Origin of the sequence: Brevundimonas sp. BR2-1, assembly GCF_037626195.1 — a bacterium.
Lineage (GTDB): Bacteria > Pseudomonadota > Alphaproteobacteria > Caulobacterales > Caulobacteraceae > Brevundimonas.
Genome location: NZ_JARKMV010000003.1, coordinates 349,607 through 373,188, shown reverse-complemented (window position 1 = coordinate 373,188; position 23,582 = coordinate 349,607). Strand labels below are relative to the sequence as shown.

Sequence of the window (23,582 nt, the reverse complement as noted above, 5' to 3'; positions counted from 1 at the left end):
ACTGTATCCCCGTCATTCCGGGGGCGGGCAAGGCCGGGCTCAGGCGATTCACCCCTTGTGGTCATCCCGGCCTTCGCCGGGGTGACGACAAGAGGAGAGAGGGGGCGCCTTATCATCGCTGCATCGGCTCCCTATCTTGGCGGGCTCCCTTTTCCCTTCGAGGATCGCCCGTGACCGATCACGCGCATATGTCGCCTTCGCCTGCCAACTCCGCCGACGATCTGGCCGCCGCCTTCCAGATCGAGGGTTGGCCTGTGCGCGGCCGGCTGGTGCGGCTGGGCGACACCATCGACGCCATCCTGTCGGCGCACAACTATCCGGAGCCGGTCGCCGCCCTGCTGGGCGAGGCCTGCGCCCTGGCGGCCCTGGTGGGGTCGAGCCTGAAGTTCGAGGGCCGGCTGATCGTGCAGGCGCAGGGCGACGGGCCGGTGCGCTATGTGGTCGCCGACTACGACACCGAGGGGCATATGCGAGGCTATTGCCGCTTCGACGAGGAAGAGGTCGCCGCGGCCTCGCAGGGCTTCGCCCGGCCAGGCGCGCGCTCCCTGCTGGGGCAGGGCGTGTTCGTGATGACGCTGGACCGCGGCCCCGACTTCGAAAGGACCCAGGGAATCACGCCGATCGAGGGCGAGAGCCTCTCCCTGGCGGCCGAACATTATTTCCAGCAGTCCGAACAGATCCCGACCAGGGTGCGCCTGTCGGTCGGCTCGATCGCCACGGACGCGGGCATGGGCTGGCGGGCCGGCGGGGCGCTGATCCAGCTGATCGCGGGCGACGACGCGCGCGGCTCGACCGAGGAGACCTGGGACCGCTCGCGGGCCCTGTTCCAGACGCTGGGCGACGATGAGCTGCTGGACCCGACGATCACGCCGGAGACCCTGCTGTTCCGCCTGTTCCACGAGGACGGGGTGCGGCTGGAGGATGCACGGGCGCTGGTGGCCCGGTGCCGCTGTTCGCGCGACCGGATCGCCGGGGTGCTGACCTCGTTCAACCCCGAGGAACGGGCCGGGATGGTCGAGGCCGACGGCAAGATCCGCGTGACGTGCGAATATTGCGCGACGGTCTATGAGCTGGAGCCGGAAGAGATCACGGCGGACTGACCTCTAGCGGGTCATGCTGTCCGCCGCTTCGGCTTCCCGACTTGCAGCCGCGCCTGACTGGCGCTGCATGCGGAACGTCCCCGACCACCCGCCAAGGATGCTCCACCGACCCTCAACCGTCAGGCCGTCGCTTGAGATGGCGCCTTCATAGTGGATCGGGTCATCAAATCCTTCGGGAGCGTCGCTGAACTTGGCGAAGCGAAGGGTGCTCCCGTCGTGACTGCCGTCTATGACGGACGGGATATCGACCGAGGCGTCGTACATCACGTCGGGCTCCGATGTCGTACCCGTCACCGTGCCAGCGACATCGCTCAGCTCGGCGATGAACGGTGTCGGCGGGCAATCGTCGAAGGGGTTCTGAACGGGATCCACAGGATAGAAATAGACGCCGGTCCAGCGGCCGGTGAGGTCGATGTCCGCCATCAGTACGCCAGCGCGATGCCGTCTTTCCGCATCTCCGACGCCGCGCCATAGGTCCACGGCCCGCGCTCGTTGATCTGACGCACCACGTTCTGATAGCCGCCGAAGCCGCCGTTGGGACCGCCGAGGACCCAGCCCATGGCCTCCAGCTGCGCCTTCGAAGCCGCAGGGACGCCGGTTTCGAGGAACAGGGTCCCGACGCCTTCGGAGGGATGGCCGCTCGGTTCGGACGAGCCCTCATGCTGCCAGCGCGGCGCGTCGCCGGCCTCCTGCGGATCGAGGCCGTAGTCGACCATGTTGATGATGATCTGAGCCTGGCCCTGGGGCTGCATGCCGCCGCCCATGACGCCATAGGCCATCCACGGCTCGCCGCCCCTGCAGGCGAAGCCGGGGATGATGGTGTGGAAGGGGCGTTTGCCCGGGGCGTAGACGTTGGGGTGGCCGTCCGTGAGATTGAACAGCTCGCCGCGGTCCTGGAACATGAAGCCCAGGGTCGAGCCGTCGGGGCCGTCGGACACCAGGCCCGAGCCCATGCCGCGGTAGTTGGACTGGATCCAGCTGACCATCATGCCGTCCTTGTCGGCGACGCTGAAATAGGTGGTGTCGCCCCGGGTCGGCGCATCGCCGGGGAAGACGCGGTCCATGACCCGGTCGGGGCCGATCAGGCGGGCGCGTTCAGCGGCGTAGGCCTTGGAGTTCAGCCATTCGACCGGGGTGCGGCTGAACCGTTCGTCGGCGAACCATCTGGCCCGGTCCTCAAAGGCCAGCCGCTTGGCCTCGGCCTGATGGTGGATCGAGGCGGCGGACTGGAAGCCCATGCCCCTGAGGTCGAAATTCTCGCAGATGTTGAGGATCTGATTGGTCGACAGGCCCTGGGTGTTGGGGCCAAGGCCGTAGACGTCGACGCCGCGATAGTCGGTGCGGATCGGCTCGACCCATTCGGTGCGATGGGGCGCCATGTCGGCGCGGGTCATCCAGCCGCCGATGCGGCGGAAATAGCGTTCGATGTGGTCGGCGATCGGACCATCGTAGAAGGCGTCGCGCCCGCCCTCGGCGATCAGGCGGTAGGTGCGGCCCAGGTCGGGGTTGGCGAAGACCTCGCCGACCGCCGGGGTGCGTCCGTCGCGGGCGTAGACCTTTTTCCGGTTGTCGTTCTCCTCGATGATCGCGGACCGGCGATCGAAATTGGCCATGTTGCGCTCGAGGTACCAAGCGATCAGCTGGGGCATGGGCACCCCCTCCTCGCACAGTTCGGCGACGGGCAGCAGGACATCCTTCCACGGCAGCTTGCCGTAGCGCTGGTGCGCGCTCCACCAGGCGTCGACCGTGCCGGGGACATTGACGGTGACTGCGCCATAGGGCGGCAGATAGCCGTCCCCGGCCTTCTTCGAGCGGGCGGTTTCCAGCGACAGGCCGCGGGGGCTGTTTCCGGAGCCGTTGAAGCCGACGACCTTCCTCTGCGCCGGGTCCCACAGCATGCAGAAGGCGTCGCCGCCGATGCCGTTGGCGGTGGGCTCGAGGAAGCCGAGGGCGGCGTTGATGGCGATGGCCGCGTCGATGGCCGAGCCGCCGCGCCTCAGGGTGTCTATACCGATCAGGGTGGCGCGCGGATGGGCCGTGGCGGCGGCTCCGTGCCGGCCCCAGACGGTGGAGCGGCTGACGAACTGGGCGCCGCTGTTGCGGTTGCCGGGACCGATGCCGGCGAAGGGGTCGGCGGGCGTGGTCTGGCGGGCGGGAGCGAGAGGGGCCGCGCGCGACGCGCCGGCGGCCGCTGCGCCGGCTCCGGCGAGGAGGGCGCCTGCGGGCAGGGTGGAGAGGAAGGTGCGGCGGCGCATGGGCGGACTCCCTGAACTGAGGAGGGGACCCTAGCTGCTTCACCAGCCGTGGGAAGTCGATCCTTCGCTCCGGCCGCCCGATGACGCCTGCCGCGATCAGGAGTAGACTGTCCGCGCACGGAGACCTTGTCATGCTGCCGCTTCTGCTGATCCTCGTTTCAGACCCGTTGGTGCAAGGCGCAGCTGTTCCGACGCCTGATCCCGGGATTCGTCTCCGGGTGATCGACACCTCGGGCGTGCCGCGCTGCGAGGGCGGCGGGTACCAACGGATCGAACAGCCGTCCGGCGGCCGGGAACTGCGGCCGGACCTGACCTGGAGAATGGATGGCGAGGTCCGGCGTTATCTGTTGCTGGATCGGACGGTCAGGGGGTGCCCCGCGCCGATTTCATACGGCCTGCCCGGCTCGCAGGACGGCTTCATCCGGGAACTGGGACGCACCACGCCGCCGGTCCGGCTTCAGCCGCCCAGATCGAGCGAATAACCCGCCGAGCGGACCGTCCGGATCGGGTTGACCGTGCCTTCGACGTTCAGCGCCTTGCGCAGACGGCCGACGTGGACGTCGACGGTGCGGGCCTCGACGTAGACGTCGCTGCCCCAGACGGCGTCCAGCAGCTGTTCGCGGCTGAACACCCGGCCCGGGTGCTGCATCAGATGGTCCAGCAGGCGGAATTCGGTGGGGCCGAGGTGGATTTCGTTGCCGGCGCGGCGAACGCGGTGCGCCACGCGGTCGATGACGATGTCGCCGTGGTTGATGCGGTCGTCGGCCAGACCCGGGCGGATGCGGCGCAGGACGGCGCGGATGCGGGCGATCAGCTCCGACATCGAGAAGGGCTTGGTCAGATAGTCGTCGGCGCCGGTATCGAGGCCGCGGATGCGGTCACTCTCCTCGCCGCGCGCGGTCAGCATGATGATCGGCAGGTTGCGGGTCTCGGCGCGGCCGCGGATGCGACGGCAGACCTCGATGCCCGACAGTTTGGGCAGCATCCAGTCCAGCAGGACGAGGTCCGGAAGGCGCTCGTCGATCTGCAGCATACCCTCCTCGCCGTCCGAGGCGACGACGACGCGATAGCCTTCCTTTTCGAGATTGTACGAGAGCAAGGTCGCCAGGGCGTCCTCGTCTTCCATCACCAGAACATAAGGCTGCACGTCGAACTCTCCGGTCAGGCGGTCGTCGGGTCGGTGTCGTCAGCGGGGGCGAGCGGGTCCGGATTCCAGCGGGGACGCTCGCCCGTGAACTCCTGGCCCGTGATCTCGTAGTAGATGGTTTCAGCGATGTTGGTGGCGTGATCGCCGATGCGCTCGAGGTTCTTGGCCATGAACAGCAGGTGGGTGCCGGCCGTGATCGTACGCGGGTCGCCCATCATGTAGGTCAGCAATTCGCGGAACAGGGCGTTGTAGTGCTCATCCACCTCGTCGTCGGTGTTCCAGACGGCGATGGCGCGGTCGACCTCGGCGGCGGCGTAGGCGTCCAGCACGTCGCGCAGCCGCATCGAGACCAGTTTCCCCATCCGCTCGATGGACCGGGTCAGCGGCGGCATCGGATCGCCCTCGGCCAGGATCAGGCCGCGCTTGGCGATGTTCTTGGCCAGGTCGCCGGTGCGCTCCAGATCGACCGCCAGCTTCATCGAGGCCAGGGTGCGGCGCAGGTCCGAGGCGACGGGCTGGCGCAGGGCGATCAGGCGGATGGCCTTGCGCTCGATGTCGCGGTGCATGGCGTCCAGTTTGGCGTCGCGATCGACCACGGCGCGGGCCAGGGCGATGTCGCGGCGGGCGACGCTGTCGACGGCGTCGGCGACCTGGGCTTCGGCCAGGCCCCCCATGCGGGCGACCTCGGCCGTCAGCTGGTTCAGTTCGTCGCCATAGGCCTTGACGGTGTGCTGGTTCATCAGCCGAACCTTCCGGTGATGTAGTCCAGCGTGCGCCGCTCGCGGGGATTGGTGAAGATGTCTTCGGTGTCGCCGGTCTCGATGAGGCGGCCCAGGTGGAAGAAGGCGGTGCGCTGGCTGACCCGGGCGGCCTGGGCCATGGAGTGGGTGACGATGACGATGCAGTAGCGTTCGCGCAGTTCGTCGATCAGTTCCTCGATCTTGGCCGTGGCGATCGGGTCCAGGGCCGAGCAGGGCTCGTCCATCAGGATGACTTCCGGCTCGACGGCGATGGCGCGGGCGATGACGAGACGCTGCTGCTGGCCGCCCGACAGACCGGTCCCGGGCGAGTGGAGTCGGTCGGCGACCTCTTCCCACAGACCGGCGCGTTTCAACGAGGCCTCGACCACGCCGTCGAGTTCGGCCCTTGAAGCGGCCAGGCCGTGGATGCGCGGGCCATAGGCGACGTTTTCGTAGATGGTCTTGGGGAAGGGGTTGGGCTTCTGGAACACCATGCCGACGCGCGCGCGCAGCAGGACGGGGTCGACCGTTTTGGCGTTGATGTCCTCGCCGTCCATCTCGATCCGGCCGGTGACCCTGGCGCCGGGGATGGTGTCGTTCATGCGGTTCATGGTCCGCAGGAAGGTGGACTTGCCGCAGCCCGACGGGCCGATCAGGGCCGTGACGGTCTTGTCCGGAATGTCCAGCGAGACGTCATAGAGCGCCTGTTTGCCGTTGTAGAAGACCGAGACGTCGCGCGCCGTGATCTTGGTCGGACCGACGGGGCCCGAGCTGTGCACGACCGGCGGGGCGGCCATGACAGGAGTGTCGGAGGGCGAACCGCCTTCGACGCCGTCGGGAGCGCGGAAAAGGTTGAATTTCATCGGGCTACCACCGGCGTTCGAAGCGCCGGCGCAGGAAGATGGCGGCGGCGTTCATGACGATCATGAAGGCGAGAAGGACAAGGATGGCCGCGGCCGTGCGCTCATGGAAGGCGCGTTCGGAAGCGTTTTCCCAGATGTAGACGAGGGAGGGCAGGGCGCCGGTCGGCTCGCCGATGCTGTGCGGAATGCCCGGAATGAAGCTGACCATGCCGATCAGCAGCAGGGGGGCGGTCTCGCCCAGGGCGTGAGCCATGGAGATGATGGCGCCGGTCATGACGCCCGGCATCGCCAGGGGCAGGGTGTGGTGGAAGACGGTCTGGGTCTTCGAGGCGCCCATGGCCAGGGCGGCCTCGCGGATCGAGGGCGGTACGGCCTTCAGCGACGAACGGGTGGCGATGATGATGGTCGGCAGGGCCATCAGGGCCAGGACCAGCCCGCCGACCAGCGGACTGGCGCGCGGCAGGTGCATCCAGTTGATGAACAGGGCCAGACCCAGCAGGCCGTAGATGATCGACGGCACGGCGGCCAGGTTGTTGATGTTGACCTCGATCAGGTCGGTGATCCGGCCGCGGGGGGCGAACTCTTCCAGATACAGGGCCGCGCCGACGCCCAAGGGGATGGCGATGAAGGCAGTGACCAGCAGCATCAGGGCCGAACCGACGACGGCGCCCAGCACCCCGGCCAGCTCCGGCTCGGTGGAGTCGCCCTTGGTGAACAGGCCGCTGTTGAAGTGGGCGGCGACGGCGCCCGAATCCCTCATCCGGTCCAGCCAGCCGATCTGTTCGTCCGTCAGGCGGCGCTGGTCGGCGGGGGTGTCGCGCGAAATCTCGTGCTTGAAGAACAGATCGGCGTCGTCGGACACCGGGGCCGCGATCGGCACGGTCTGGCCGATCAGGTTCGGATTGCTCTGGATGCGGGCGGCGGCGGCGAATTTCAGTTCCGAGGAAAACAGGCCGCGCATGGCGGCGGCCTTCGAGCCCTGGGCGTCGTCGGCGACACCGAACCGCGCCAGCTGCTGTTCGGCGACCAGCAGTTCGAAATTGGTCCCCTGCGGATAGGCGCGGTCGACCCGTGCCGGGTCCATGTAGACGGGCACGGTGACGGTATGGGCGTAGAAGGCCGTGTGGCCCTGTTCGATGATGCGGCCCAGCAGCAGCAACAGGAAGCCGACGGCCACGCCGATGGCCAGCAGGCCGTACAGCTTGAACCGGCCCTCGCGGGCGTAGCGTCGCTTCAGGCCCGCGCGCAGGCGGTCGGCGCGCATCTCGGGCGTGACGGTCGCGTCAGTCATATTGCTGCCGATAGGTCTGGACGATGCGCTGGGCGACGATGTTCAGCGCCAGGGTCACCAGGAACAGGGTCAGGCCGAGGCCGAAGGCGGACAGGGTCTTGGGGCTGTTGAACTCCTGGTCGCCCGTCAGCAGGGTGACGATCTGGACGGTCACAGTAGTGACGGTGTCCAGCGGGTTCAGGGTCAGGCGGGCGGCAAGGCCGGCGGCCATGGTCACGATCATCGTCTCGCCGATGGCCCGCGACATGGCCAGCAGCATGGCGCCGGCGACGCCGGGCAGGGCCGCGGGCAGAAGCACCCGTTTGACCGTCTCCGACTTCGTCGCGCCCATGGCGTAGGAGCCGTCGCGCAGCGACTGGGGCACGGCGTTGATGATGTCGTCGGACAGGGAGCTGACGAAGGGGATCAGCATGATGCCCATGACCATGCCGGCCACCAGCGCCATCTGGTTCTGGACCAGCATCAGATACTGGCCGAGGCCGTCCAGCGGTCCGCCGACCAGCAGGGCGCCGATTTCATTGAAGAAGGCGCGGAAGGCGGGGCCCACGGTCAGGGCGGCGAAGAAGCCGTAGACGACGGTCGGCACGCCAGCGAGAATCTCGAGCACCGGCTTGATCACGGCGCGGAAGGTCGGTCCTGCGTATTCCGACAGATAGATGGCCGAGAACAGACCGACCGGGGCCGCCACGAACATGGCGATCAGCATGATCAGGAAGGTGCCGGCGAACAGCGGCAGGGCCCCGAAGGCGCCGGTCGAGCCGACCTGATCGGCGCGGATGGCGGTCTGGGGACTCCACTGGGTTCCGAACAGGAACTCCGTGATCGGCACCGAGGAGAAGAACCGCATCGAGTCGTAGACCAGCGAGGCGATGATGCCGACGGTGGTCAGGATGGCGACGGCCGAACAGACGAACAGCACGCCGACGACCCAGCCCTCGACACGGTTGCGGGCGCGCATGCCGGGGCGGATCTGACCGAAGACGAACAGGGCGCCGAGAAGGCCGACGAGCAGGGCGGCCACGCCGGCGCCGACCTGCAGCATCAGGTCGATCCGGGCGGCGCGTCGGCCCTCCGCCGGCAGGAGTTCGGCGTAGGGGGCCGGCCAGATCTGCGCCGCGGGACGGCCGGCGCCGACCGCGCGAGCGTCGGCGAAGAAGGCCTCGCGGCGGAAGGGTTCGAGCTGTTGCACGGCTTCGGGGGCGCCCGAAGCGGTGAGCTGCTGCTGGACCGGACCGGAGAAGACGCTGGCCGCGATCAGGATGGCCAAGGCCGGAACCGCAGTCCAGATCAGGGCGTAGGCGCCGTGCTGGCCCGGGCGGGAATGGGGGCGCTGGCCTTCGCCGCGCCGACGGGCCAGCCTCCGTCCCCCCAGATAGGCGGCGACGGCTGCGGCGATCAGGATCGGCAGGAAAAGCCAGGTCATGGAGGTCCGGAACAACAGGAATCGGGACGTCGGTTCCCCGTACGCCCCGTCGCGATAACTGCCCGGGAATGGTCAGCGGATTACGACGAGTGAATGACAGTTCTGTTACGCTGCAGGGCCTCGCGACGCTGTGTTGTCATATGTCCGTCGTGGCGCGCGGGGCGGCGACGGGAAAATAGGCCGTGAATACCGCGCCATGGCCCGGCGCGCTCTCCACCGTCAGCCCGCCGCGATGGCGGTTGACGATATGTTTGACGATGGCCAGACCCAGGCCCGTTCCCTGGCGTTCGCCGCTCTTCTGCCCCTCGACTCGATAGAACCGCTCGGTCAGGCGGGGCAGGTGTTCGCGCGCGAGGCCGGGGCCGTGGTCGCGCACGGTGATAGCGGCGTAGCGCTGGCCGGTTTCGCGGTCGGGCGTGACCAGCGGCAGCCGGGTCGCGCCGTCGCCGCGATTGCCGCCGGACCAGGGGGCGGACGCCGCGTCCAGGGCGATGTCGGGCTGGATGTCGATCTCCACCGCGCCGCCGGTGGGGGAATATTTGATCGCGTTGTCGACCAGATTCTGGACCACCTGCAGAATTTCGTCGCGGTCCCCGTGGACCGGCGCGCTCAGGCCGCGGTCCGGCAGGTTCAGAACGACTTCGCGGTCCGCCGACAGGACGCTGACCGCATCGACCACGTCGGCGGCGGCGCGGGCCAGATCGACCCGTCCGGACGGGGGGATGTGTTCGTTCAGCTCGATCCGGCTGAGCGACAGCAGGTCGGCGACCAGACGGCTCATGCGGTCCGCCTGCGCAGCCATGATGTCGAGGAATTTGTCGCGCGCCTTCGGGTCGTCCCTGGCGTGACCCTTCAGCGTCTCGATGAAGCCCGACAGCGACGCCAGCGGAGTCTTCAGCTCGTGGCTGGCGTTGGCGAGGAAGTCGACCCGCATCAACTCCATGCGCCGCACCTCGGTCTCGTCGCGCAGAACCAGCAGCGCCAGGGTCCGCCGGTCGGGCGAGGGCAGGGGGCGGGTCAGGGCGCGCCAGTGCCGCGTCTGGGCGCCGACGCCGGCGTAGTCCGTGGTGCGCGTCAGACCGCCGAACAGGGCCTCGTCCACCGCCTCCAGCACCGCCGGGTCGCGCAGCACCGGCACCAGCAGGGCCCCCTCGGCCTGGATGCGAAGCAGATCGCGCGCCGCGGTGTTGGCCAGGACGATACGGCGCCCGGCGATGTCGTCGGCCTCGCCGCCCGACACGACCAGCACGGGGTCGGCCAGGGCCTCGAAGACGCTGTCCAGCAGCAGCCGGTCCGACGGCGGCTCCGCGACCTGCGCCGCGTCGGTCGCGCCGGCCTCGACCGGCGGCCGGCGGTGGATCATCCAGGTCGACAGGCCGACCAGAATGGCGACCCCGAACAGCCAGCCGGCCGCCGCCGGCTGGAAAATGGCCGCCAGGACCAGGGCGGCGATAGCGATGCCGGCGCTGGCGCCGACGGTCCACAGCCGGGATCCGGACCGGGGCGCGACGGGGGATGAGGAGACTTCGTAGGGCATTCACGCTTTCGCTGGCGCGGGCGACTCGTATCCGGCGAACATGACACGGAATTCATGACAACGGGGCGTCGACGGCGACCGGAACGGGTTGTCAAACGTCCTTTACACTCCTATCCCTATGGGAAGATATCGAGTTCGGCCGGAGGGGACCATGGCGGCGGCGTTGACGCTGGAAGGCGTAAGCAAACGGTACGGGGAGTTCCAGGCCGTGAAGGACCTGAGCTTTCAGGTCGAGAAGGGTACGATCTGCGGCTTTCTGGGTCCGAACGGAGCCGGCAAGACCTCGACCATCCGCATGATCCTGGGCCTGCAGGGCGTGACTTCGGGCCAGATCGGCATCCTCGGCGCCGACGACGGGCGCAAGGTGCGCGACCGGATCGGCTTCCTGCCGGAGGAGCGCGGCCTCTACAAGAAGATGACGCCGGTGGACGCCATCGCCTTCTTCGGTTCGCTGAAGGGGCTGCCAATCGGCGAGGGCCGCCGGCGCGCGCGGGAGATGCTGGACGCCCAGGGTCTGGGCGCCTCGAAGAAGAAGAAGATGAAGGAGCTGTCCAAGGGGATGGCCCAGAAGGTTCAGCTGATCGCCTCGGTCGTGCATCGGCCCGAGTTCGTCATTCTGGACGAGCCGTTCTCGGGGCTGGACCCGGTCAATCAGCAGGGGCTGGAAGCCGTCATCCGCAGTCTGGCCGCCGACGGCGCGACCGTGCTGTTCTCGACTCATGTGATGCAGCATGCCGAGCGGCTGTGCGACAAGGTCGTGCTGCTGGCCCGCGGCCAGAAGGCGTTCGAGGGCACGGTGACCGAGGCGCGCGCGACCTCGCGGCGGTTCCTCGAGCTGGAAGGCGCCATCGATGCGGCCCAGGCGGCGGCCCTGCCGGGCGTCAGCGGCGTGGAGATCATGTCCGACATCGACGGAGTGCGCGTGCTGAAGGCTGCACTGGGCCAGGGCGGCAAGGGGCAGGAGGCGCTGAAGGCGGCCTTCCTCGGCGGACTGGACGTGCGGCGGTTCGAACTGCGCGAGCCCAGCTTGCATGACGCCTTCATTAGCCTGACCGGGGACAATCCCGACGTCGATCAATCCGTGAAGGCGGAGGCCGCCCGATGAACCGCACCCTCCTGATCGCGCGGCGCGAATACGCCGCCTACGCCAAGACGGTCGGCTTCTGGCTGTCGCTGCTGGCCTTCCCGCTGTTCGCGGTCCTGGGCGGCGCCGTGCCGATCCTGATCCGCACCTCCGAGCCGATCCGCGCCGTGGCGGTGATCGAGGAAGGGCCGGCGGCTGTCGGTCTGGCGGGCGCCGTCAGCGAGGCCCTGCGGCGGGAAGCCGACCGGCGCGCCGAACGCGCACGAGAGGCGGCGGTAAAGGCCCAGGCCGCGACCGGCGTGGCTCCGGCGCCCAACGCGGCGCAAGGAGCGCTGGCCTCACTGGGCGGGACGCGGATGCGCATCGTGCCGACTCCGGCCGAGATCACGGCCGCCGCGCCGGGAGAGGCCCAGACCGCGGTCGTCCGCCGTCTTCTCGGTGAAGAGACGCCCAAGGACAGCCGGCTCGACGCCGTGGTCTTCCTGACCCGCGACGCCGAGGGCAAACCCGGCGCCCGCGTCTGGACCGCCCGCGCCACCGACGACACGGTCGAGGATTTCGTGCGCGACGCGCTGCGCGCCGCCAATCGCCGCTCCGTTTTCGAGGCCGCGGGCATCGATGGCGCGGTGGTCGAGGCGACCGAGTCCTTCCGGCCAAAGGTGACGGCCTTCTCGCCCAAATCGGCCAGCGGCGGCGAGGTGTCGTTCCGCGACCGCCTGCCTCAGGTTATCGGCCTGGCGGCCGGGTTCCTGCTGTGGTCCTTGATCATCACCGGCGCCTCGATCCTGCTGAACAGCGTGATGGAGGAGAAGTCGAACAAGATTCTCGAGGTGCTGCTCTCGTCCGCCTCGGCGACCGAGATCCTCGCGGGCAAGGTTCTGGGGGTGGCCCTGTTGACGCTGACCGTGCTGGCCGCCTGGGGCTCGATCGGCGCGGCGGGCATGATCGGCTTCCTGCCGCAATATGCGGGCGATGTCGGCGATGTGCTGCTGAATGGCGGCATGCTGGCCTGGTTCGCGGCCTTCATGGTCGGCGGCTATATGATGTATGCGGTCCTGTTCGCGGCCATCGGCGCCTTCTGCGAGACGCCGCGCGACGCCCAGACCCTGATGGGGCCGATCATGATGGTGCTGGTCATCCCCCTGATCACCATGCAGATGGCGCTCAGGACCCCGGATGCGCCGGCCATCCAGATCATGTCGATGATCCCCTTCTTCACCCCCTTCGTCATGATGGCGCGCCTGCCGTCGGAGCCGCCGATGGTCGAGCTGATCGGCTCCATCGCCGGCATGTTCGCCTTCGCCCTGTTCATGGTGTGGATCGCCGGGCGTGCGTTCCGGGCGGGCGCCCTGTCCGATGTGAAGCTGAGCTGGAAGAGTTTCGCCGGGGCGATCAGGGGCGGGGGAAGCTAGGCGACATAGGAAAAGGGCCGCTCCGGTTTCCCCGGGGCGGCCCTTGATCGTTTCGTTCGGCTGTCGAGCGGGGTTTAACCGCGGCTCGGACCGCCCACGCCCGGCACGCGGGGCTTCGGCGGCGGCAGCAGGCCTTCGCGCTGCATGCGCTTGCGGGCCAGCTTGCGGGCGCGGCGCACGGCCTCGGCCTTCTGGCGGGCGCGCTTCTCCGAGGGCTTCTCGTAGTGCACGTGGCGCTTCATCTCGCGGAAGCTGCCTTCGCGCTGCATCTTCTTCTTGAGGGCCTTCAGCGCTTGATCGACGTTATTATCGCGAACGAAAATCTGTACCAGGTTGAACTCTCCTTTGGCCGCCCGCCGCGCACCTCGAAAGGGAGACGGGCAGACAAATAAAATCGTCTTCCGGGGACAGGGTCCGCGGATGAAGGCGGGCTGATACACGTTTGCCCCCCCGCTGTCCAGATCGTCGCGCTTCAATCTGGAGGGTCGAAACGCCCGCGCGACGGGGATATGCTGCCGCCATGACCGATGCGCCACACCTGTCGAACGCGACGCCCGAGGGAGACTGGGGCGACCGGATGGAGCAGGCGGTGCTGGGCGCCGCCGTCCGCCTGTCGCCCGCGCTGGGCTGGAACAGCCGGATGCTGAGGCGGGCCTGCGCGGAGAACGGCCTGTCGCTCGGGGACGAGGAACTGCTGCTGCCCAATGGCGCGCGGGATCTGGCGGCGCTGCTGTCGCGGCGGCACGACGACCGGGCGCTGGCGGTGCTGGGTCAGGTGGATGCCAAGTCGCTGAAGATGCGCGAGCGAATCGCCCGCGCCGTCTCGGCCCGGATGGAGGCGGGGGCGGCCGATCTGGAGGCGACGCGCCGGTGCGCCGCCTTCCTGGCCCTGCCGACCAACGCCGATCTGGGGCTGAAGCTGGCCTGGGAGACCGCCGACCACCTGTGGCATTGGGCCGGCGACACCGCGACGGACTGGAATCACTATTCCAAGCGGGCGATCCTGTCGGGGATTCTCATGCCGGCCCTGACGATGCGCTGGTTCGACGGCAGGGACGCCGCCGAGGCCTTCGTGGCGGCCCGCATCGAGAACGTCATGGCCTTCGAGAAGTGGAAGGCCGGCAAGGATTTCGACGCGCCGCTGAGGAAGCTCGGCGAGGCGCTGAGCCGGATGCGGTACGGCCCGCGTGAGGATCAGGCCGATGACGCCGGCCGATAAGCCAGGCCCCAGGCGGCCGTACATGGTGTTGATCGCTGTATCCGCTGTCGCCGCGCTGACGCTGGGCGCGGCGACCCTCTACGCCGTGCGGACGCTCAGCCGCGATGATTGCACGACGACCACCAGCCCCATGCCGGACGGTTCCGAGATCACGATAGAGACCTGCTCCTGATCAGAGCGGCTTCACCCGGTTCACATGGCCCATCTTGCGCCCGGGGCGGGCCTCGGCCTTGCCGTAGAGGTGGAGGCGGGCGTCGGCCTTGCCGGACAGTTTCGCCCACTGATCGATCTCGTCGCCCAGCAGATTGGTCATCTCGACGCGGGCATGGGCCGTCGTCGGGCCCAGCGGCCAGCCGGCGATGGCGCGGATATGCTGTTCGAACTGGTCGCAGACGCAGCCGTCCTGGGTCCAGTGGCCGGTGTTGTGGACGCGGGGCGCGATCTCGTTGACCAGAAGCCTGCCGTCGCCGAGGTCGAACAGCTCGACGCCGAGGACTCCGACATAGCCGAGGCCTTCCAGCACCGCCTTCGCGATGGCGCGGGCGCGCTTTTCCGTCTTCGCGTCGACGGCGGCGGGGGCGAGGGTGGTCTTGAGCACCCCGCCCTTGTGGATGTTCTCGCCCAACGGATAGACGGCGATCGCGCCGTCGCGGCCGCGGGCGGCGATGATCGACAGTTCGCGCAGGAACGGCGCCTTCGCTTCCAGAATGGCGGGGCGTTGGCCCACGGCGTTCCAGGCGTCGGCGGCCATGGCGGCCGAGCGGACCCAGACCTGACCCTTGCCGTCATAGCCGTCGCGGCGGGTTTTCAGCAGGGCGGGAGCGCCGAGGCGTTCGAGACCGACCAGCAGGTCGTCGAGGCTGTCGACGGCGGCGAAGTCGACGGTGGCGGCGCCGACGCCGTTGAGGAAGGTCTTCTCCTCGACCCGGTCCTGGGCGACGGCGAGGGCCTTTGGGCCGGGGGCGACAACGGCGCCGCCCTGGGCCAGTTGTGCGACCGAGGTCGCGGGGACGTTCTCGAACTCGAAGGTCACGGCCTGGCAGGTCTGGCCCAGCACCCTCAGGGCGGTGGGATCGTCATAGGCGGCGACGATCTGGCCCTGCGACACGCGGCCGGCGGGGCTGTTTTCCTCAGGGTCGAGGATGACGACATTGAAGCCGAGCCGGGACGCGGCCTGGCTGAGCATGCGGCCCAGTTGGCCGCCGCCCAGAATGCCGAGGGTCGAGCCGGGAGCCAGAGGAGCCACTCAGTCCTCGACCGTCTCGTGGACCGCCTCGGTCTGGGCTTCGCGGAAGGCGGTGAGGCGGCCGGCCAGCACCGGGTCGGCCAGGGCGAGGATCTGGGCGGCCAGGATGCCGGCGTTCTTCGCGCCGGGCTCGCCGACGGCGAGGGTGGCGACGGGTATGCCGCCGGGCATCTGGACGATGGACAGCAGGCTATCCAGCCCCTTGAGCACCCTGGACTCGACCGGCACGCCCAGCACGGGCAGTTCGGTCATCGAGGCCGCCATGCCGGGAAGGTGGGCCGCGCCGCCGGCGCCGGCGATAATGACCTTGAAGCCCGCAGCCTTTGCCCCGGTGGCGAAGTCGAACAGACGCTGCGGCGTGCGATGGGCGCTGACGACCTTCGCCTCCCAGGCGACGCCGAGGCGGTCCAGCGCGTCGGCGGCGTGTTTCATGGTCGGCCAGTCCGAGCGGCTGCCCATGATGATCGCCACGGGTGTCTGGGTCGGCATGGGTGCATGCTCTTTCGCGGGAAAGCGGCGCGATACAGGACTCGCGTTGCGCCCGCAACCGACCGCGTTAGGCTTACCCTTGGCCGGGCGTAGTGAGTCGCCGGCCGGGGAGCCCTCTTCGCTCGTGACCGACGCGGCCGTCATCGACCCTTACGACGAGATCGAGCGCCTGCGCGCCGAGGTCGACGCCCTGCGCCGTCGCGCCGAAGCGGCCGAGGCGGCGGCGGATCACGACGTGCTGACGCCGGTGCTGAACCGGCGCGGCTTCATCGCCGCGATGAAGAGCGCCATGGCCTTCTGCCAGCGTCACGGCACGCCGGCAGTGCTGCTGTATCTGGATCTGGACGGTTTCAAGGGCGTCAACGACAGTCTGGGCCACGCGGCGGGCGACGCGGCCCTGGTTCACATCGCCAATCTGCTGACGGCCAATCTGCGCGAATCGGACGCCGTGGGCCGTCTGGGAGGCGACGAGTTCGGCCTGCTGATGCTGAACGCGGGCCTGAACGGCGGCCGTGAGAAGGCCCAGCGGCTGGCCGACGCTCTCGCGGCCGAGGAATTCACCTGGAACGGCCAGTCGGCGCGTCTGGGCGGATCCTTCGGGGTGCGCGCCTTCAACGGCCATACCGATCCCGAGGTCTGGCTGGCCGAGGCCGACGCCGCCATGTGGGTGCGCAAGAAGGGCCGGTGATCCGCTTCAGGCGATGATGTCGGGCAGGATCCGATCTTCGATCTTGGTGATTTCGTCGCGCAGGACCAGCTTCTTCCGTTTCAGGCGGGCGATCATCAGCTGATCAGGCACGGGCATGCGTCCGAGGGCGTCGATCGAGGCGTCGAGATCGGCGTGCTCGAGTTGAAGCAGCTTCAGCCGGGCGTGGAGCGCCTGCTCTTCCTCGGTCAGAAACGGTTCGTCGTCATTCATACTGGCGCCCTTGGACGTTTCTATACAGCGCGCCGCATCAGGCCGGAAGGCGCTCGGCGAGGCGAACCAGCCCGGCGCGCGGCGTCATCGGAGACCACATCCGGGCGGCGGCGACCATGGCGGCGAGCGCAGGCCGGGCCGGGCCGGCCGAGGGCGGCGCCACAGCCTCCAGCGCCTGTAGAAGGCGGCGTTCCGCCTCCAGCTCCACCGCCTTGACCATGTCCCGGACGGCTTCCCGGTCGGCGTCGTCCAGATCAGGCGCGCGGGGTTTCAGGGCCCTGCGCACGGCGCGCAGGGGGGCGATGGCGGTCTCCTGCCAGGCGCGGGCGGTGTCGCCGGCGGCTTCGAGCGCGTCCTCGTCGGGCATGCGCCCCTCGGCGGCGCACCATGCGGCCCAGAGCAGCAGGGGGACGTTCTGACCGGCGGAGTCCTGAAGCTCCAGACACGCCTCGGCCACGCCGTCGGCCGAGTATGCCGCGACCGCCCAGTCCCAGAGGGTCATTCGGCGGTCGCGCCCTTCAGGCCGTCCCAGCGACGGACCGCCGACCAGTCGAGGCCGAAGACGTCCAGGGCCCTCCCGACCGACTGATCGACGATGTCGGCGATGCTGGACGGCTTCGCATAGAAGGCGGGCAGGGGCGGGGCGATGACGGCGCCCATCTCGGCCAGGGCGGTCATTGTGCGCAGATGGCCCAGGTGCAGCGGCGTCTCACGCACCATCAGCACCAGCGGGCGGCGCTCCTTCAGCACCACGTCGGCGGCGCGGGTCAGCAGGGTGGAGGTCACGCCGGTGGCGATCTCGCTCATGGTGCGGACCGAGCAGGGAGCGATGATCATCCCCATGGTCCGGAACGAGCCCGAGGCGATCGATGCGCCGACATCGTTGAGGCGGTGCGTCACGTCGGCGCGGCCCATCAGATCATCGGCGGAAACATCGGTCTCCTGCGACAGGGTCAGCAGGGCGGCGCGGGTCACGACCAGATGGCTTTCGACCCCCAGTTCGCGCAGTGCGTCCAGCATCCGCACGCCGTAAGTGACGCCGGACGCTCCGGAAATTCCGACGATCAGTCTTCGGGACGTCGAGCCGGAAGGGTTCCGTACGGCTCCGTTCACATCTTCGGCCAATTCGGGCTCCAGGGTGGTCCGTATCAGGACGGTCGGCGTTTCACCGGAATGTGATTCTACAGCGGGTCAGACCCGGCGCTGACTGTACTGGTCCCTTAGACATGGAGGCGCAAGCCATGACCATCGAAGCTCGTATCCGCGAACTGGGAAACCGTCACCGCAATCTGGATGAGATCATCCGGCGCGAGATGATTCACCCGGCCACGGACTCGCTTCACGTCAGGGAGCTCAAGCAACAGAAGCTTCGGCTTAAGGAACAGATCACCAGCCTGGAGGCCCGCGCAGGATAGCGAGGCGGCCTCCCGACAAAGACATCGGCCCCGGAGAGCGATCTCCGGGGCCGTTTTTCTGTCTAGTCCTTGGTGCCGAACACCGAGGCCGCCGTGGGCTCGGCGCCGCGGCGCTCGCGGGCCTCGGGGACGAACTCCTCCTCGGCCGGCTCGGCGGGGGCGTCGACGGGCTGCAGCGTGGCGCCGCCCTTCCGGGCGTCGTCCTTCGCCTTCTTGTCGGCGGCCTTGCGGACCAGCTCGTCCAGGGCCAGCTGGCCGACCAGGCCCAGGGTCACCGGGTCGACCGGCTTGATGTTGGCGCTGTTCCAGTGGGTGCGGTTGCGCACGCTCTCGATCGTCGACTTGGTGGTGCCGAGCATCTTGGCGATCTGGGCGTCGGTTACCTCGGGGTGGTTGCGCACGAACCAGGCGATGGCGTCCGGGCGGTCCTGACGGCGCGAGACGGGCGTGTATTTCGGGGCCGGCTTGCCGCCCTTCATCAGTTCGGCGTGGCGGCTGACCACGGCCTGCATGCGGTAGTTTTCGTCGTTCTGGGCCTTGTCCAGTTCCTCACGCGTCAGCTGGCCGTTGACCAGCGGATCGGCGCCGCGGATGTCGCGGGCCACGTCGCCGTCGGCGATGCCGCGCACTTCCAGCGGATGCAGGCCGCAGAAGTCGGCGATCTGTTCGAACGTCAGGGAGGTGTTGTCGACCAGCCAGACCGCGGTGGCCTTGGGCATGAGGATGTCGGTCATGAACGCATTCCGGTTTGGTTTTCAGGCCCGGAAACCGGGCTCTGGATACGACGGCGCCCGGCCTTTCGACCGGGCGTTGATGATGGCGATATAGGCCTGTTCGGCTGAAAAGAAAACGGTTTGCCGACAACGCCGTACAGCCAAGGTTCATCCAGCAAGCAGAACAGTGGGACTACGGACGCGTTGTGCGTCATGCAAACCTTGAGGAGGGACGACCATGTTGATCGAGATGCTGGCCGCGATGGCGGTCGTTTCGGGCGGAGCCGGTTCGGCCGGGCAGGACCTCGGGACGCGGGTCGCGCCGCGCGGCGACTATCGCGAGAGCTGCAGCGGCGAATACACCAACCGTGGGCGGCTGTACGCCGACTGCCGCACAAATCGCGGCCGGATCCGCGGGACGTCCATCGAACTGAATCGCTGTTCGGACTATGAAATCCGCAACGATAACGGCCTGCTGGTCTGCGGTCCGTACCGGGGGCAATACGAGGACCGGCCCGGCGGCGGCAACGGTCCCGGCTGGCCGGGCGGCGGCGGACGCGGCTCGGCGATGGTCTATCGCGACGCCGATTTCCGCGGCGCCAGCTTCCGGTTCGATGATGAGGTCGTGAACCTGGCCAACACCGGCTTCAACGACGCCATCAGTTCGATGGCCCTTCGCGGCGCGTGGGAAGTCTGCACCGACGCCTATTTCCGAGGTCAGTGCGTCACCCTGGACGGCGATGTCCGGAACCTGCGCAACTCGGGTCTGAACGACCGGATTTCGTCGATGCGCCCGATCCGCCGGGGCCGCCGCTAGGCCGTCAGAACGATCTTGCCGACATGGCCGCCCGCCTCAAGCGCGAGGTGGGCGGCTGCCGCCTGTTCCAACGGGAAGGTCGCCTCGACGGGGGGGCGGACCGCGCCGGAGGCGACCCAGGGCCAAACCGCGGCTTCCACGGCGGCGATGAGCCGGGCCTTCTCGCCCGCTGGCCGCGCCCGCAGCGTCGAACCGGTGAGCACGATCCGTTTCATCATCAGCCGCGCCAGATCGATCTGAGCAGCGGAGCCCGACAGGGTGGCGATCACGACCCAGCGGCCGAACGGCTTCAACGCCGCCTGGTTGAGGGCGGCGTAGTCAGCGCCCACCATGTCCAGCACCACATCGGCGCCGCCGAAGGCCGCGATGGCCGTCTCCATGTCGTCGGCCAGGGCGTCCAGACTGAGGTCCGCACCCAGCCTCAGCGCGGCGGCGGCCTTGTCGGGGCCGCGGGAGGTGGCGACGACCCGCGCGCCGGCCGCCTTCGCCATCTGGATGGCCGTGACGCCGATGCCGCTGGTCGCGCCGTGGATCAGCAGGGTTTCGCCGGTCTTGAGGGCCCCGGCCTCGAAGACATTGGCGAAGACGGTGCATACCGTCTCCGGCAGGGCGGCGGCATGGATCAGATCGACGCCGGCCGGGACAGGCAGGGCGTGGCGGGCGTCGACGACCGCGTATTCGGCGTAGCCGCCACCGCCCAGAAGGGCGCAGACGGCGTCGCCCGGCTTCCAGCGGACGGCGCCTTCGCCGATCTGATCGACTTCGCCGGCGACTTCGAGACCGAGAATATCCGAGGCGCCGGGCGGGGCCGGGTACCGGCCGAGGCGCTGGAAGATGTCGGGACGGTTTACGCCGGCCGCCCGCACGCGAATGCGAATCTGACCCGGTCCCGCCACCGGATCGGGCCGTTCCGCCGGGATCAGGGCCTGGGCCGGGCCCGCGCCGCCCGCAATCTCGATGACCCGCATCCGCTCATCCCGTTCTTGCAATCGTCCGTCTCCGGGCGTTTTGATACGGGGTTGCGTATCCCTTGGCCACGAAGGAGGCGGCGATGTTCGAGGATCTGGAGCCCCGTCCGGCGCGCGGCGCGCCCTTGATCGCGCTGACGCGGGAGGATCTGGACGGCTATTCGGTCGAGGATCTGAAGCAGCGTATCGCAGGGCTGGAGGCCGAGATCGCCCGGTCCAACGCCGCCATCGAGGGCAAGTCGTCGCAACGCAACGCCGCCGACGCCATGTTCAACTTCCGGCCCTGAATCAACCTGTTGGCACAACCGTTGCAGTCCGTTGATGCGCCGCGCGAAACCGTGCCGGTCGTGATACGGATTCGCCTTCCCTTATGAGTTTGACCGACCTCATGCCCACCGACGCCGACATTCCTCCGTCCGCCGGCCGCAGCCGCGCCGCCGTCGTCGACGATTTCGCGCGCTCGGAGCTGTTCGACCGCACCTTCCGCGAGGGCATGGAGCTGGTCGAGGACACCGCGGCCTATCTGGACGGGGACGGCCGCCGCGAATCCAAGCTGCTGTCGCGGGCCACGGCCCTGGCCTATGCCGGGGAGAGCATGAAGCTGACCACCCGGCTGATGCAGATCGCCTCCTGGCTGCTGGTGCAGCGGGCGGTGCGCGAGGGGGACATGACGGCGCTGGCGGCCTGCGACGCGCGGTACCGGCTGGCCGACCGAAAGCCTGAGGCCGAACCCACGAACAGCGAACTGCCGATCGCCCTGGTCGAATATCTGATCCGGGCCGAGAAGCTGTACGACCGGGTCCTGCACCTGGACCACCGCATGTATCTGGACGCGCCCGAAGAGGACGCGGTCAATCCGGTGCAGAGCCAGCTGGACCGGCTGACGGCGGCGTTCGGAAACTAGGCCTTACGGTCCGACATCGTTGGCGACCCGCGCGCCGTCATCGACCGGCTTGGGCAGGCTGAGGGCGATGCCGAGGGCTTCGGCCAGCTTGGCGTCGCGGCTGTAGACGTCCTCGCGGAAGGCGACGCGGCCCTGACCGTCGACGAAGGCGGTCCAGTAGAGCAGGCGCACGCTGATCTCGCGGCCGGTCTGGATGCGCTTGGTCTCGCGCGTGTCCTGGGCGTTGTCGAACTCGGCCAGCAGGACCGGATCGGGCGACAGCAGCAGGCGGGCGAACTCGACCGCCCCCTGAACCCGGACGCAGCCGTGCGAGCGCTGGCGGGTGGCCAGGTTGAAGGCCGACTTGGACGGAGTGTCGTGCAGGAAGATGGCGTAGCTGTCGCGCAGTTCGAACTTCACATAACCGAGCGCGGCTGTCGGACCGGCGCGCTGGATGACCTGGCCGTTCTGGACGTACATGTTCTGGCTGGCCAGATAGCCGGGGCCGCGCGGCAGGATTTCGTTGCGGGCGATCGAGGCCGGGACGTACCAGGGCGGGTTGGCGACCACCGAGGCGAACGGCTTTTCGAGGCTGGGAGTCTGAGTCGCCGGGGCGCCGACCACGACACGGTTCGAGTGCACCGGCCGGCCGTCCTTCCAGTAGACCATGATGGCGGCGGCGGTGTTGACCTCGATCCGCTCGGGCGAGACCTCTCGCTTCAGCCAGCGGCGGCGTTCCAGGTTCAGGGCGATCTGGCGGGCGCGGTCCTCGGCCGAGGCGGACAGCGAGCGCTGGCTGCCCGTGCCGATACGGCCGTCGGCGACGAGGCCATGGCGGGCCTGGAAGCCGCGCACGGCGGCCTGAAGTTCGGGGCCGTAGACAACGCCCTGCTGGGTCAGGCGCGCGCCGTCGGCGGCAGGCAGGTCGCCTTCGGCCACGAGGCGCTGGATCAGAACAGGAATTCGCGCATCGCTCATGCCCGGCTCGATGGTCGGGCCCTGGCGGAAGGCCGGCCAGCCGCCCTCGCGGATCAGCCGGCGATAGCGGACGTAGCCGGCCGACAGGTTCGAATAGCCGATATCGGTGGGGGCCAGACCCTCGAACCAGTCGACCAGACGGTTCTGCGCCAGAGCGTCATTGAGGCCGAGTGGCAGGTCGACGCGGTTCTTCTGCATCTCCCACAGGTCCTCGACCGTTTCGGGACGGACGCGGCCCTCGGCCAACACGCGGGCGTACCCCATGGCGGCGGCGGTGGTGCGCATCTCTGCGGAGTCGCGATCGGCGGCCAGGGTCTCGAAGTTGAAATAGTCGGCCTGGGCCAGGCCGTGGCGCTCGGCGCGGCCGGCGGCGGCCTGCAGCGCGCGTACGCGTTCGGGTGTCCAGACCGGACGCCAGCCGTTCAATTCGTAGAAGGCGCGGATGTCGGGCTGGATCTCGGCGGGAAGGAGGGCCAACTGGTCGTTGAACCGGTCGTAGAAGGCCACGGCCGCGGGATCGCGCGTCTGGGCCAGGGCGGCCTGACCCACAGCCGACGCAAACGCCGTCACGGCCGCGCCCAATCCGAGTTGCCGTCGATTCATCGCCAAAATCTCTACGCCGGTTCGATGCGGAACACCGTGTTCCGCCCCCCGAAAGGCCAACGCCGCCATGTTATCGGCGTTCCGGCCAAACAGAAAGGCGCCGGTCCGGGGACCGACGCCTTTGTGGTCGACTTGCCGCAGGGTGTGGCCGGAAAGCCCGCCCTGACAGCCCAGCCTACTTCTTGATGAAGCCGGCGAACTTGTTGTTGAAGCGCGAAACGCGGCCGCCGCGGTCCAGCATGTGCTGGTTTCCGCCCGTCCAGGCCGGGTGGGTCAGCGGATCGATGTCCAGGTTCAGGACGGCGCCTTCCTTCTGGTAGGTCGAGCGCGTCTGGTAGGTCGTACCATCGGTCATCGTCACGGTGATGAAATGGTAGTCGGGGTGCGTATCCGCCTTCATGGTCCTGGTCCGGTCTCTGCGCGATGACGATGCCGACCGTCGGAGCGCGAAAATGAGAAAACCCGCCAGCGAAGGGCGGG

Annotated in this window: 29 protein-coding genes; 11 read left to right on the top strand and 18 right to left on the bottom strand. The window is 68.7% G+C overall.

What is annotated here, in order from left to right:
• Positions 1 to 188: 188 nt before the first annotated feature.
• Positions 189 to 1,100, top strand: coding sequence for an Hsp33 family molecular chaperone (locus tag BrevBR_RS14865; RefSeq protein WP_340001469.1), 912 nt, complete (start codon positions 189 to 191; stop codon positions 1,098 to 1,100).
• A gap of 3 nt (positions 1,101 to 1,103) precedes the next feature.
• Here BrevBR_RS14865 and BrevBR_RS14860 read toward each other — a convergent pair whose 3' ends face one another.
• Complete coding sequence (locus BrevBR_RS14860) at positions 1,104 to 1,523, bottom strand: hypothetical protein (protein WP_332639121.1); 420 nt, start codon at positions 1,521 to 1,523, stop codon at positions 1,104 to 1,106.
• Positions 1,523 to 3,355 (bottom strand): gamma-glutamyltransferase family protein, encoded by a 1,833-nt coding sequence (locus BrevBR_RS14855; RefSeq protein WP_340001445.1) that lies wholly within the window; start codon positions 3,353 to 3,355, stop codon positions 1,523 to 1,525. Before BrevBR_RS14855 ends, BrevBR_RS14860 begins: the two co-directional genes overlap by 1 nt.
• A 131-nt stretch (positions 3,356 to 3,486) precedes the next feature.
• Between BrevBR_RS14855 and BrevBR_RS14850 the strand changes: the two genes are divergently transcribed.
• A complete protein-coding gene (locus BrevBR_RS14850; protein WP_332639124.1) occupies positions 3,487 to 3,837 on the top strand; it encodes a hypothetical protein in 351 nt (116 codons plus the stop codon).
• On the opposite strand, the gene phoB is transcribed toward BrevBR_RS14850, so the two are convergent.
• The 6 genes from phoB to BrevBR_RS14820 form a co-directional block, all read right to left on the bottom strand.
• Positions 3,813 to 4,502: a phosphate regulon transcriptional regulator PhoB gene (phoB, locus tag BrevBR_RS14845; RefSeq protein ID WP_331037162.1), complete on the bottom strand. Its 690-nt coding sequence runs from the start codon at positions 4,500 to 4,502 to the stop codon at positions 3,813 to 3,815. The genes BrevBR_RS14850 and phoB overlap by 25 nt on opposite strands.
• A 14-nt stretch (positions 4,503 to 4,516) precedes the next feature.
• Positions 4,517 to 5,242, bottom strand: coding sequence for a phosphate signaling complex protein PhoU (gene phoU / locus BrevBR_RS14840; RefSeq protein ID WP_332639126.1), 726 nt, complete (start codon positions 5,240 to 5,242; stop codon positions 4,517 to 4,519).
• Positions 5,242 to 6,039, bottom strand: coding sequence for a phosphate ABC transporter ATP-binding protein PstB (gene pstB, locus BrevBR_RS14835; protein WP_340001468.1), 798 nt, complete (start codon positions 6,037 to 6,039; stop codon positions 5,242 to 5,244). The genes phoU and pstB overlap by 1 nt, the downstream gene beginning before the upstream one ends.
• A 70-nt stretch (positions 6,040 to 6,109) precedes the next feature.
• Positions 6,110 to 7,396, bottom strand: coding sequence for a phosphate ABC transporter permease PstA (pstA, locus tag BrevBR_RS14830; protein WP_340001444.1), 1,287 nt, complete (start codon positions 7,394 to 7,396; stop codon positions 6,110 to 6,112).
• On the bottom strand, positions 7,389 to 8,819 hold the full coding sequence (pstC, locus tag BrevBR_RS14825; protein ID WP_340001443.1) for a phosphate ABC transporter permease subunit PstC: 1,431 nt from the start codon (positions 8,817 to 8,819) through the stop codon (positions 7,389 to 7,391). Before pstC ends, pstA begins: the two co-directional genes overlap by 8 nt.
• Before the next feature lie 136 nt (positions 8,820 to 8,955).
• Positions 8,956 to 10,356, bottom strand: a complete 1,401-nt coding sequence (locus BrevBR_RS14820; RefSeq protein ID WP_340001442.1) for a sensor histidine kinase — start codon at positions 10,354 to 10,356, stop codon at positions 8,956 to 8,958.
• Positions 10,357 to 10,507: 151 nt separating this feature from the next.
• Between BrevBR_RS14820 and BrevBR_RS14815 the strand changes: the two genes are divergently transcribed.
• The gene (locus BrevBR_RS14815) at positions 10,508 to 11,461 is read left to right on the top strand and encodes an ABC transporter ATP-binding protein (protein ID WP_340001441.1); all 954 of its coding nucleotides are present in this window, start codon (positions 10,508 to 10,510) and stop codon (positions 11,459 to 11,461) included.
• Entirely contained in the window at positions 11,458 to 12,852 is a 1,395-nt protein-coding gene (locus tag BrevBR_RS14810; RefSeq protein WP_332639134.1) for an ABC transporter permease, read from the top strand. Before BrevBR_RS14815 ends, BrevBR_RS14810 begins: the two co-directional genes overlap by 4 nt.
• A gap of 74 nt (positions 12,853 to 12,926) precedes the next feature.
• Here BrevBR_RS14810 and rpsU read toward each other — a convergent pair whose 3' ends face one another.
• Positions 12,927 to 13,184, bottom strand: coding sequence for a 30S ribosomal protein S21 (rpsU, locus tag BrevBR_RS14805; RefSeq protein WP_056621430.1), 258 nt, complete (start codon positions 13,182 to 13,184; stop codon positions 12,927 to 12,929).
• A gap of 188 nt (positions 13,185 to 13,372) precedes the next feature.
• Here rpsU and BrevBR_RS14800 point away from each other — a divergent pair, with 188 nt between their 5' ends.
• The gene (locus BrevBR_RS14800) at positions 13,373 to 14,071 is read left to right on the top strand and encodes a COQ9 family protein (RefSeq protein ID WP_340001440.1); all 699 of its coding nucleotides are present in this window, start codon (positions 13,373 to 13,375) and stop codon (positions 14,069 to 14,071) included.
• 22 nt (positions 14,072 to 14,093) lie between these two features.
• Entirely contained in the window at positions 14,094 to 14,243 is a 150-nt protein-coding gene (locus BrevBR_RS14795; protein WP_332639137.1) for a hypothetical protein, read from the top strand.
• Here the strand turns inward: BrevBR_RS14795 and BrevBR_RS14790 are convergent, their stop codons facing one another.
• The gene (locus BrevBR_RS14790) at positions 14,244 to 15,317 is read right to left on the bottom strand and encodes a 5-(carboxyamino)imidazole ribonucleotide synthase (protein WP_340001439.1); all 1,074 of its coding nucleotides are present in this window, start codon (positions 15,315 to 15,317) and stop codon (positions 14,244 to 14,246) included.
• Entirely contained in the window at positions 15,318 to 15,806 is a 489-nt protein-coding gene (gene purE, locus BrevBR_RS14785; protein ID WP_340001438.1) for a 5-(carboxyamino)imidazole ribonucleotide mutase, read from the bottom strand. It abuts the gene before it with no gap.
• Positions 15,807 to 15,930: 124 nt separating this feature from the next.
• Between purE and BrevBR_RS14780 the strand changes: the two genes are divergently transcribed.
• Positions 15,931 to 16,494, top strand: a complete 564-nt coding sequence (locus tag BrevBR_RS14780; RefSeq protein WP_332639140.1) for a GGDEF domain-containing protein — start codon at positions 15,931 to 15,933, stop codon at positions 16,492 to 16,494.
• 6 nt (positions 16,495 to 16,500) lie between these two features.
• On the opposite strand, the gene BrevBR_RS14775 is transcribed toward BrevBR_RS14780, so the two are convergent.
• Genes BrevBR_RS14775 through BrevBR_RS14765 form a run of 3 tightly spaced genes read right to left on the bottom strand, consistent with a single transcriptional unit; the run spans position 16,501 to position 17,745 of the window.
• Positions 16,501 to 16,725, bottom strand: coding sequence for a YdcH family protein (locus BrevBR_RS14775; protein WP_332639141.1), 225 nt, complete (start codon positions 16,723 to 16,725; stop codon positions 16,501 to 16,503).
• Positions 16,726 to 16,762: 37 nt separating this feature from the next.
• A complete protein-coding gene (locus BrevBR_RS14770) occupies positions 16,763 to 17,227 on the bottom strand; it encodes a TIGR02444 family protein (protein WP_332639142.1) in 465 nt (154 codons plus the stop codon).
• Positions 17,224 to 17,745 (bottom strand): UbiX family flavin prenyltransferase, encoded by a 522-nt coding sequence (locus BrevBR_RS14765; protein ID WP_445214768.1) that lies wholly within the window; start codon positions 17,743 to 17,745, stop codon positions 17,224 to 17,226. The genes BrevBR_RS14770 and BrevBR_RS14765 overlap by 4 nt, the downstream gene beginning before the upstream one ends.
• A 221-nt stretch (positions 17,746 to 17,966) precedes the next feature.
• Here BrevBR_RS14765 and BrevBR_RS14760 point away from each other — a divergent pair, with 221 nt between their 5' ends.
• Positions 17,967 to 18,140 carry a YdcH family protein gene (locus BrevBR_RS14760; protein ID WP_332639143.1) on the top strand — a complete coding sequence of 58 codons (174 nt, stop codon included), beginning with the start codon at positions 17,967 to 17,969 and terminating at the stop codon, positions 18,138 to 18,140.
• Positions 18,141 to 18,202: 62 nt separating this feature from the next.
• On the opposite strand, the gene BrevBR_RS14755 is transcribed toward BrevBR_RS14760, so the two are convergent.
• The gene (locus tag BrevBR_RS14755) at positions 18,203 to 18,874 is read right to left on the bottom strand and encodes a DUF1013 domain-containing protein (protein WP_332639145.1); all 672 of its coding nucleotides are present in this window, start codon (positions 18,872 to 18,874) and stop codon (positions 18,203 to 18,205) included.
• Positions 18,875 to 19,091: 217 nt separating this feature from the next.
• Between BrevBR_RS14755 and BrevBR_RS14750 the strand changes: the two genes are divergently transcribed.
• Positions 19,092 to 19,670, top strand: a complete 579-nt coding sequence (locus tag BrevBR_RS14750; RefSeq protein WP_332639146.1) for a beta/gamma crystallin-related protein — start codon at positions 19,092 to 19,094, stop codon at positions 19,668 to 19,670.
• Here the strand turns inward: BrevBR_RS14750 and BrevBR_RS14745 are convergent.
• Positions 19,667 to 20,638, bottom strand: coding sequence for an NAD(P)H-quinone oxidoreductase (locus BrevBR_RS14745; protein ID WP_332639243.1), 972 nt, complete (start codon positions 20,636 to 20,638; stop codon positions 19,667 to 19,669). The genes BrevBR_RS14750 and BrevBR_RS14745 overlap by 4 nt on opposite strands.
• Before the next feature lie 83 nt (positions 20,639 to 20,721).
• Here BrevBR_RS14745 and BrevBR_RS14740 point away from each other — a divergent pair, with 83 nt between their 5' ends.
• Positions 20,722 to 20,925, top strand: coding sequence for a DUF1192 domain-containing protein (locus BrevBR_RS14740; protein WP_300291115.1), 204 nt, complete (start codon positions 20,722 to 20,724; stop codon positions 20,923 to 20,925).
• Positions 20,926 to 21,026: 101 nt separating this feature from the next.
• Positions 21,027 to 21,542 (top strand): protease adaptor protein RcdA, encoded by a 516-nt coding sequence (rcdA, locus tag BrevBR_RS14735; protein ID WP_340001437.1) that lies wholly within the window; start codon positions 21,027 to 21,029, stop codon positions 21,540 to 21,542.
• A 3-nt stretch (positions 21,543 to 21,545) separates the two neighbouring features.
• On the opposite strand, the gene BrevBR_RS14730 is transcribed toward rcdA, so the two are convergent.
• On the bottom strand, positions 21,546 to 23,102 hold the full coding sequence (locus tag BrevBR_RS14730) for a L,D-transpeptidase family protein (RefSeq protein WP_340001436.1): 1,557 nt from the start codon (positions 23,100 to 23,102) through the stop codon (positions 21,546 to 21,548).
• Between the two features lie 175 nt (positions 23,103 to 23,277).
• On the bottom strand, positions 23,278 to 23,502 hold the full coding sequence (rpmE, locus tag BrevBR_RS14725) for a 50S ribosomal protein L31 (protein WP_055830066.1): 225 nt from the start codon (positions 23,500 to 23,502) through the stop codon (positions 23,278 to 23,280).
• Between the last annotated feature and the right edge of the window lie 80 nt (positions 23,503 to 23,582).

Coding starts and splice junctions, on each gene's coding strand:
- BrevBR_RS14865 (WP_340001469.1), top strand. CDS start 189: ATGTCGCCTTCGCCTGCCAACTCCGCCGACGATCTGGCCGCCGCCTTC.
- BrevBR_RS14860 (WP_332639121.1), bottom strand. CDS start 1,523: ATGGCGGACATCGACCTCACCGGCCGCTGGACCGGCGTCTATTTCTAT.
- BrevBR_RS14855 (WP_340001445.1), bottom strand. CDS start 3,355: ATGCGCCGCCGCACCTTCCTCTCCACCCTGCCCGCAGGCGCCCTCCTC.
- BrevBR_RS14850 (WP_332639124.1), top strand. CDS start 3,487: ATGCTGCCGCTTCTGCTGATCCTCGTTTCAGACCCGTTGGTGCAAGGC.
- phoU (WP_332639126.1), bottom strand. CDS start 5,242: ATGAACCAGCACACCGTCAAGGCCTATGGCGACGAACTGAACCAGCTG.
- pstB (WP_340001468.1), bottom strand. CDS start 6,039: ATGGCCGCCCCGCCGGTCGTGCACAGCTCGGGCCCCGTCGGTCCGACC.
- pstA (WP_340001444.1), bottom strand. CDS start 7,396: ATGACTGACGCGACCGTCACGCCCGAGATGCGCGCCGACCGCCTGCGC.
- pstC (WP_340001443.1), bottom strand. CDS start 8,819: ATGACCTGGCTTTTCCTGCCGATCCTGATCGCCGCAGCCGTCGCCGCC.
- BrevBR_RS14820 (WP_340001442.1), bottom strand. CDS start 10,356: ATGCCCTACGAAGTCTCCTCATCCCCCGTCGCGCCCCGGTCCGGATCC.
- BrevBR_RS14815 (WP_340001441.1), top strand. CDS start 10,508: ATGGCGGCGGCGTTGACGCTGGAAGGCGTAAGCAAACGGTACGGGGAG.
- BrevBR_RS14810 (WP_332639134.1), top strand. CDS start 11,458: ATGAACCGCACCCTCCTGATCGCGCGGCGCGAATACGCCGCCTACGCC.
- BrevBR_RS14800 (WP_340001440.1), top strand. CDS start 13,373: ATGACCGATGCGCCACACCTGTCGAACGCGACGCCCGAGGGAGACTGG.
- BrevBR_RS14795 (WP_332639137.1), top strand. CDS start 14,094: ATGGTGTTGATCGCTGTATCCGCTGTCGCCGCGCTGACGCTGGGCGCG.
- purE (WP_340001438.1), bottom strand. CDS start 15,806: ATGCCGACCCAGACACCCGTGGCGATCATCATGGGCAGCCGCTCGGAC.
- BrevBR_RS14775 (WP_332639141.1), bottom strand. CDS start 16,725: ATGAATGACGACGAACCGTTTCTGACCGAGGAAGAGCAGGCGCTCCAC.
- BrevBR_RS14770 (WP_332639142.1), bottom strand. CDS start 17,227: ATGACCCTCTGGGACTGGGCGGTCGCGGCATACTCGGCCGACGGCGTG.
- BrevBR_RS14765 (WP_445214768.1), bottom strand. CDS start 17,745: ATGCTGGACGCACTGCGCGAACTGGGGGTCGAAAGCCATCTGGTCGTG.
- BrevBR_RS14760 (WP_332639143.1), top strand. CDS start 17,967: ATGACCATCGAAGCTCGTATCCGCGAACTGGGAAACCGTCACCGCAAT.
- BrevBR_RS14755 (WP_332639145.1), bottom strand. CDS start 18,874: ATGACCGACATCCTCATGCCCAAGGCCACCGCGGTCTGGCTGGTCGAC.
- BrevBR_RS14750 (WP_332639146.1), top strand. CDS start 19,092: ATGTTGATCGAGATGCTGGCCGCGATGGCGGTCGTTTCGGGCGGAGCC.
- BrevBR_RS14745 (WP_332639243.1), bottom strand. CDS start 20,638: ATGCGGGTCATCGAGATTGCGGGCGGCGCGGGCCCGGCCCAGGCCCTG.
- BrevBR_RS14740 (WP_300291115.1), top strand. CDS start 20,722: ATGTTCGAGGATCTGGAGCCCCGTCCGGCGCGCGGCGCGCCCTTGATC.
- rcdA (WP_340001437.1), top strand. CDS start 21,027: ATGCCCACCGACGCCGACATTCCTCCGTCCGCCGGCCGCAGCCGCGCC.
- BrevBR_RS14730 (WP_340001436.1), bottom strand. CDS start 23,102: ATGAATCGACGGCAACTCGGATTGGGCGCGGCCGTGACGGCGTTTGCG.
- rpmE (WP_055830066.1), bottom strand. CDS start 23,502: ATGAAGGCGGATACGCACCCCGACTACCATTTCATCACCGTGACGATG.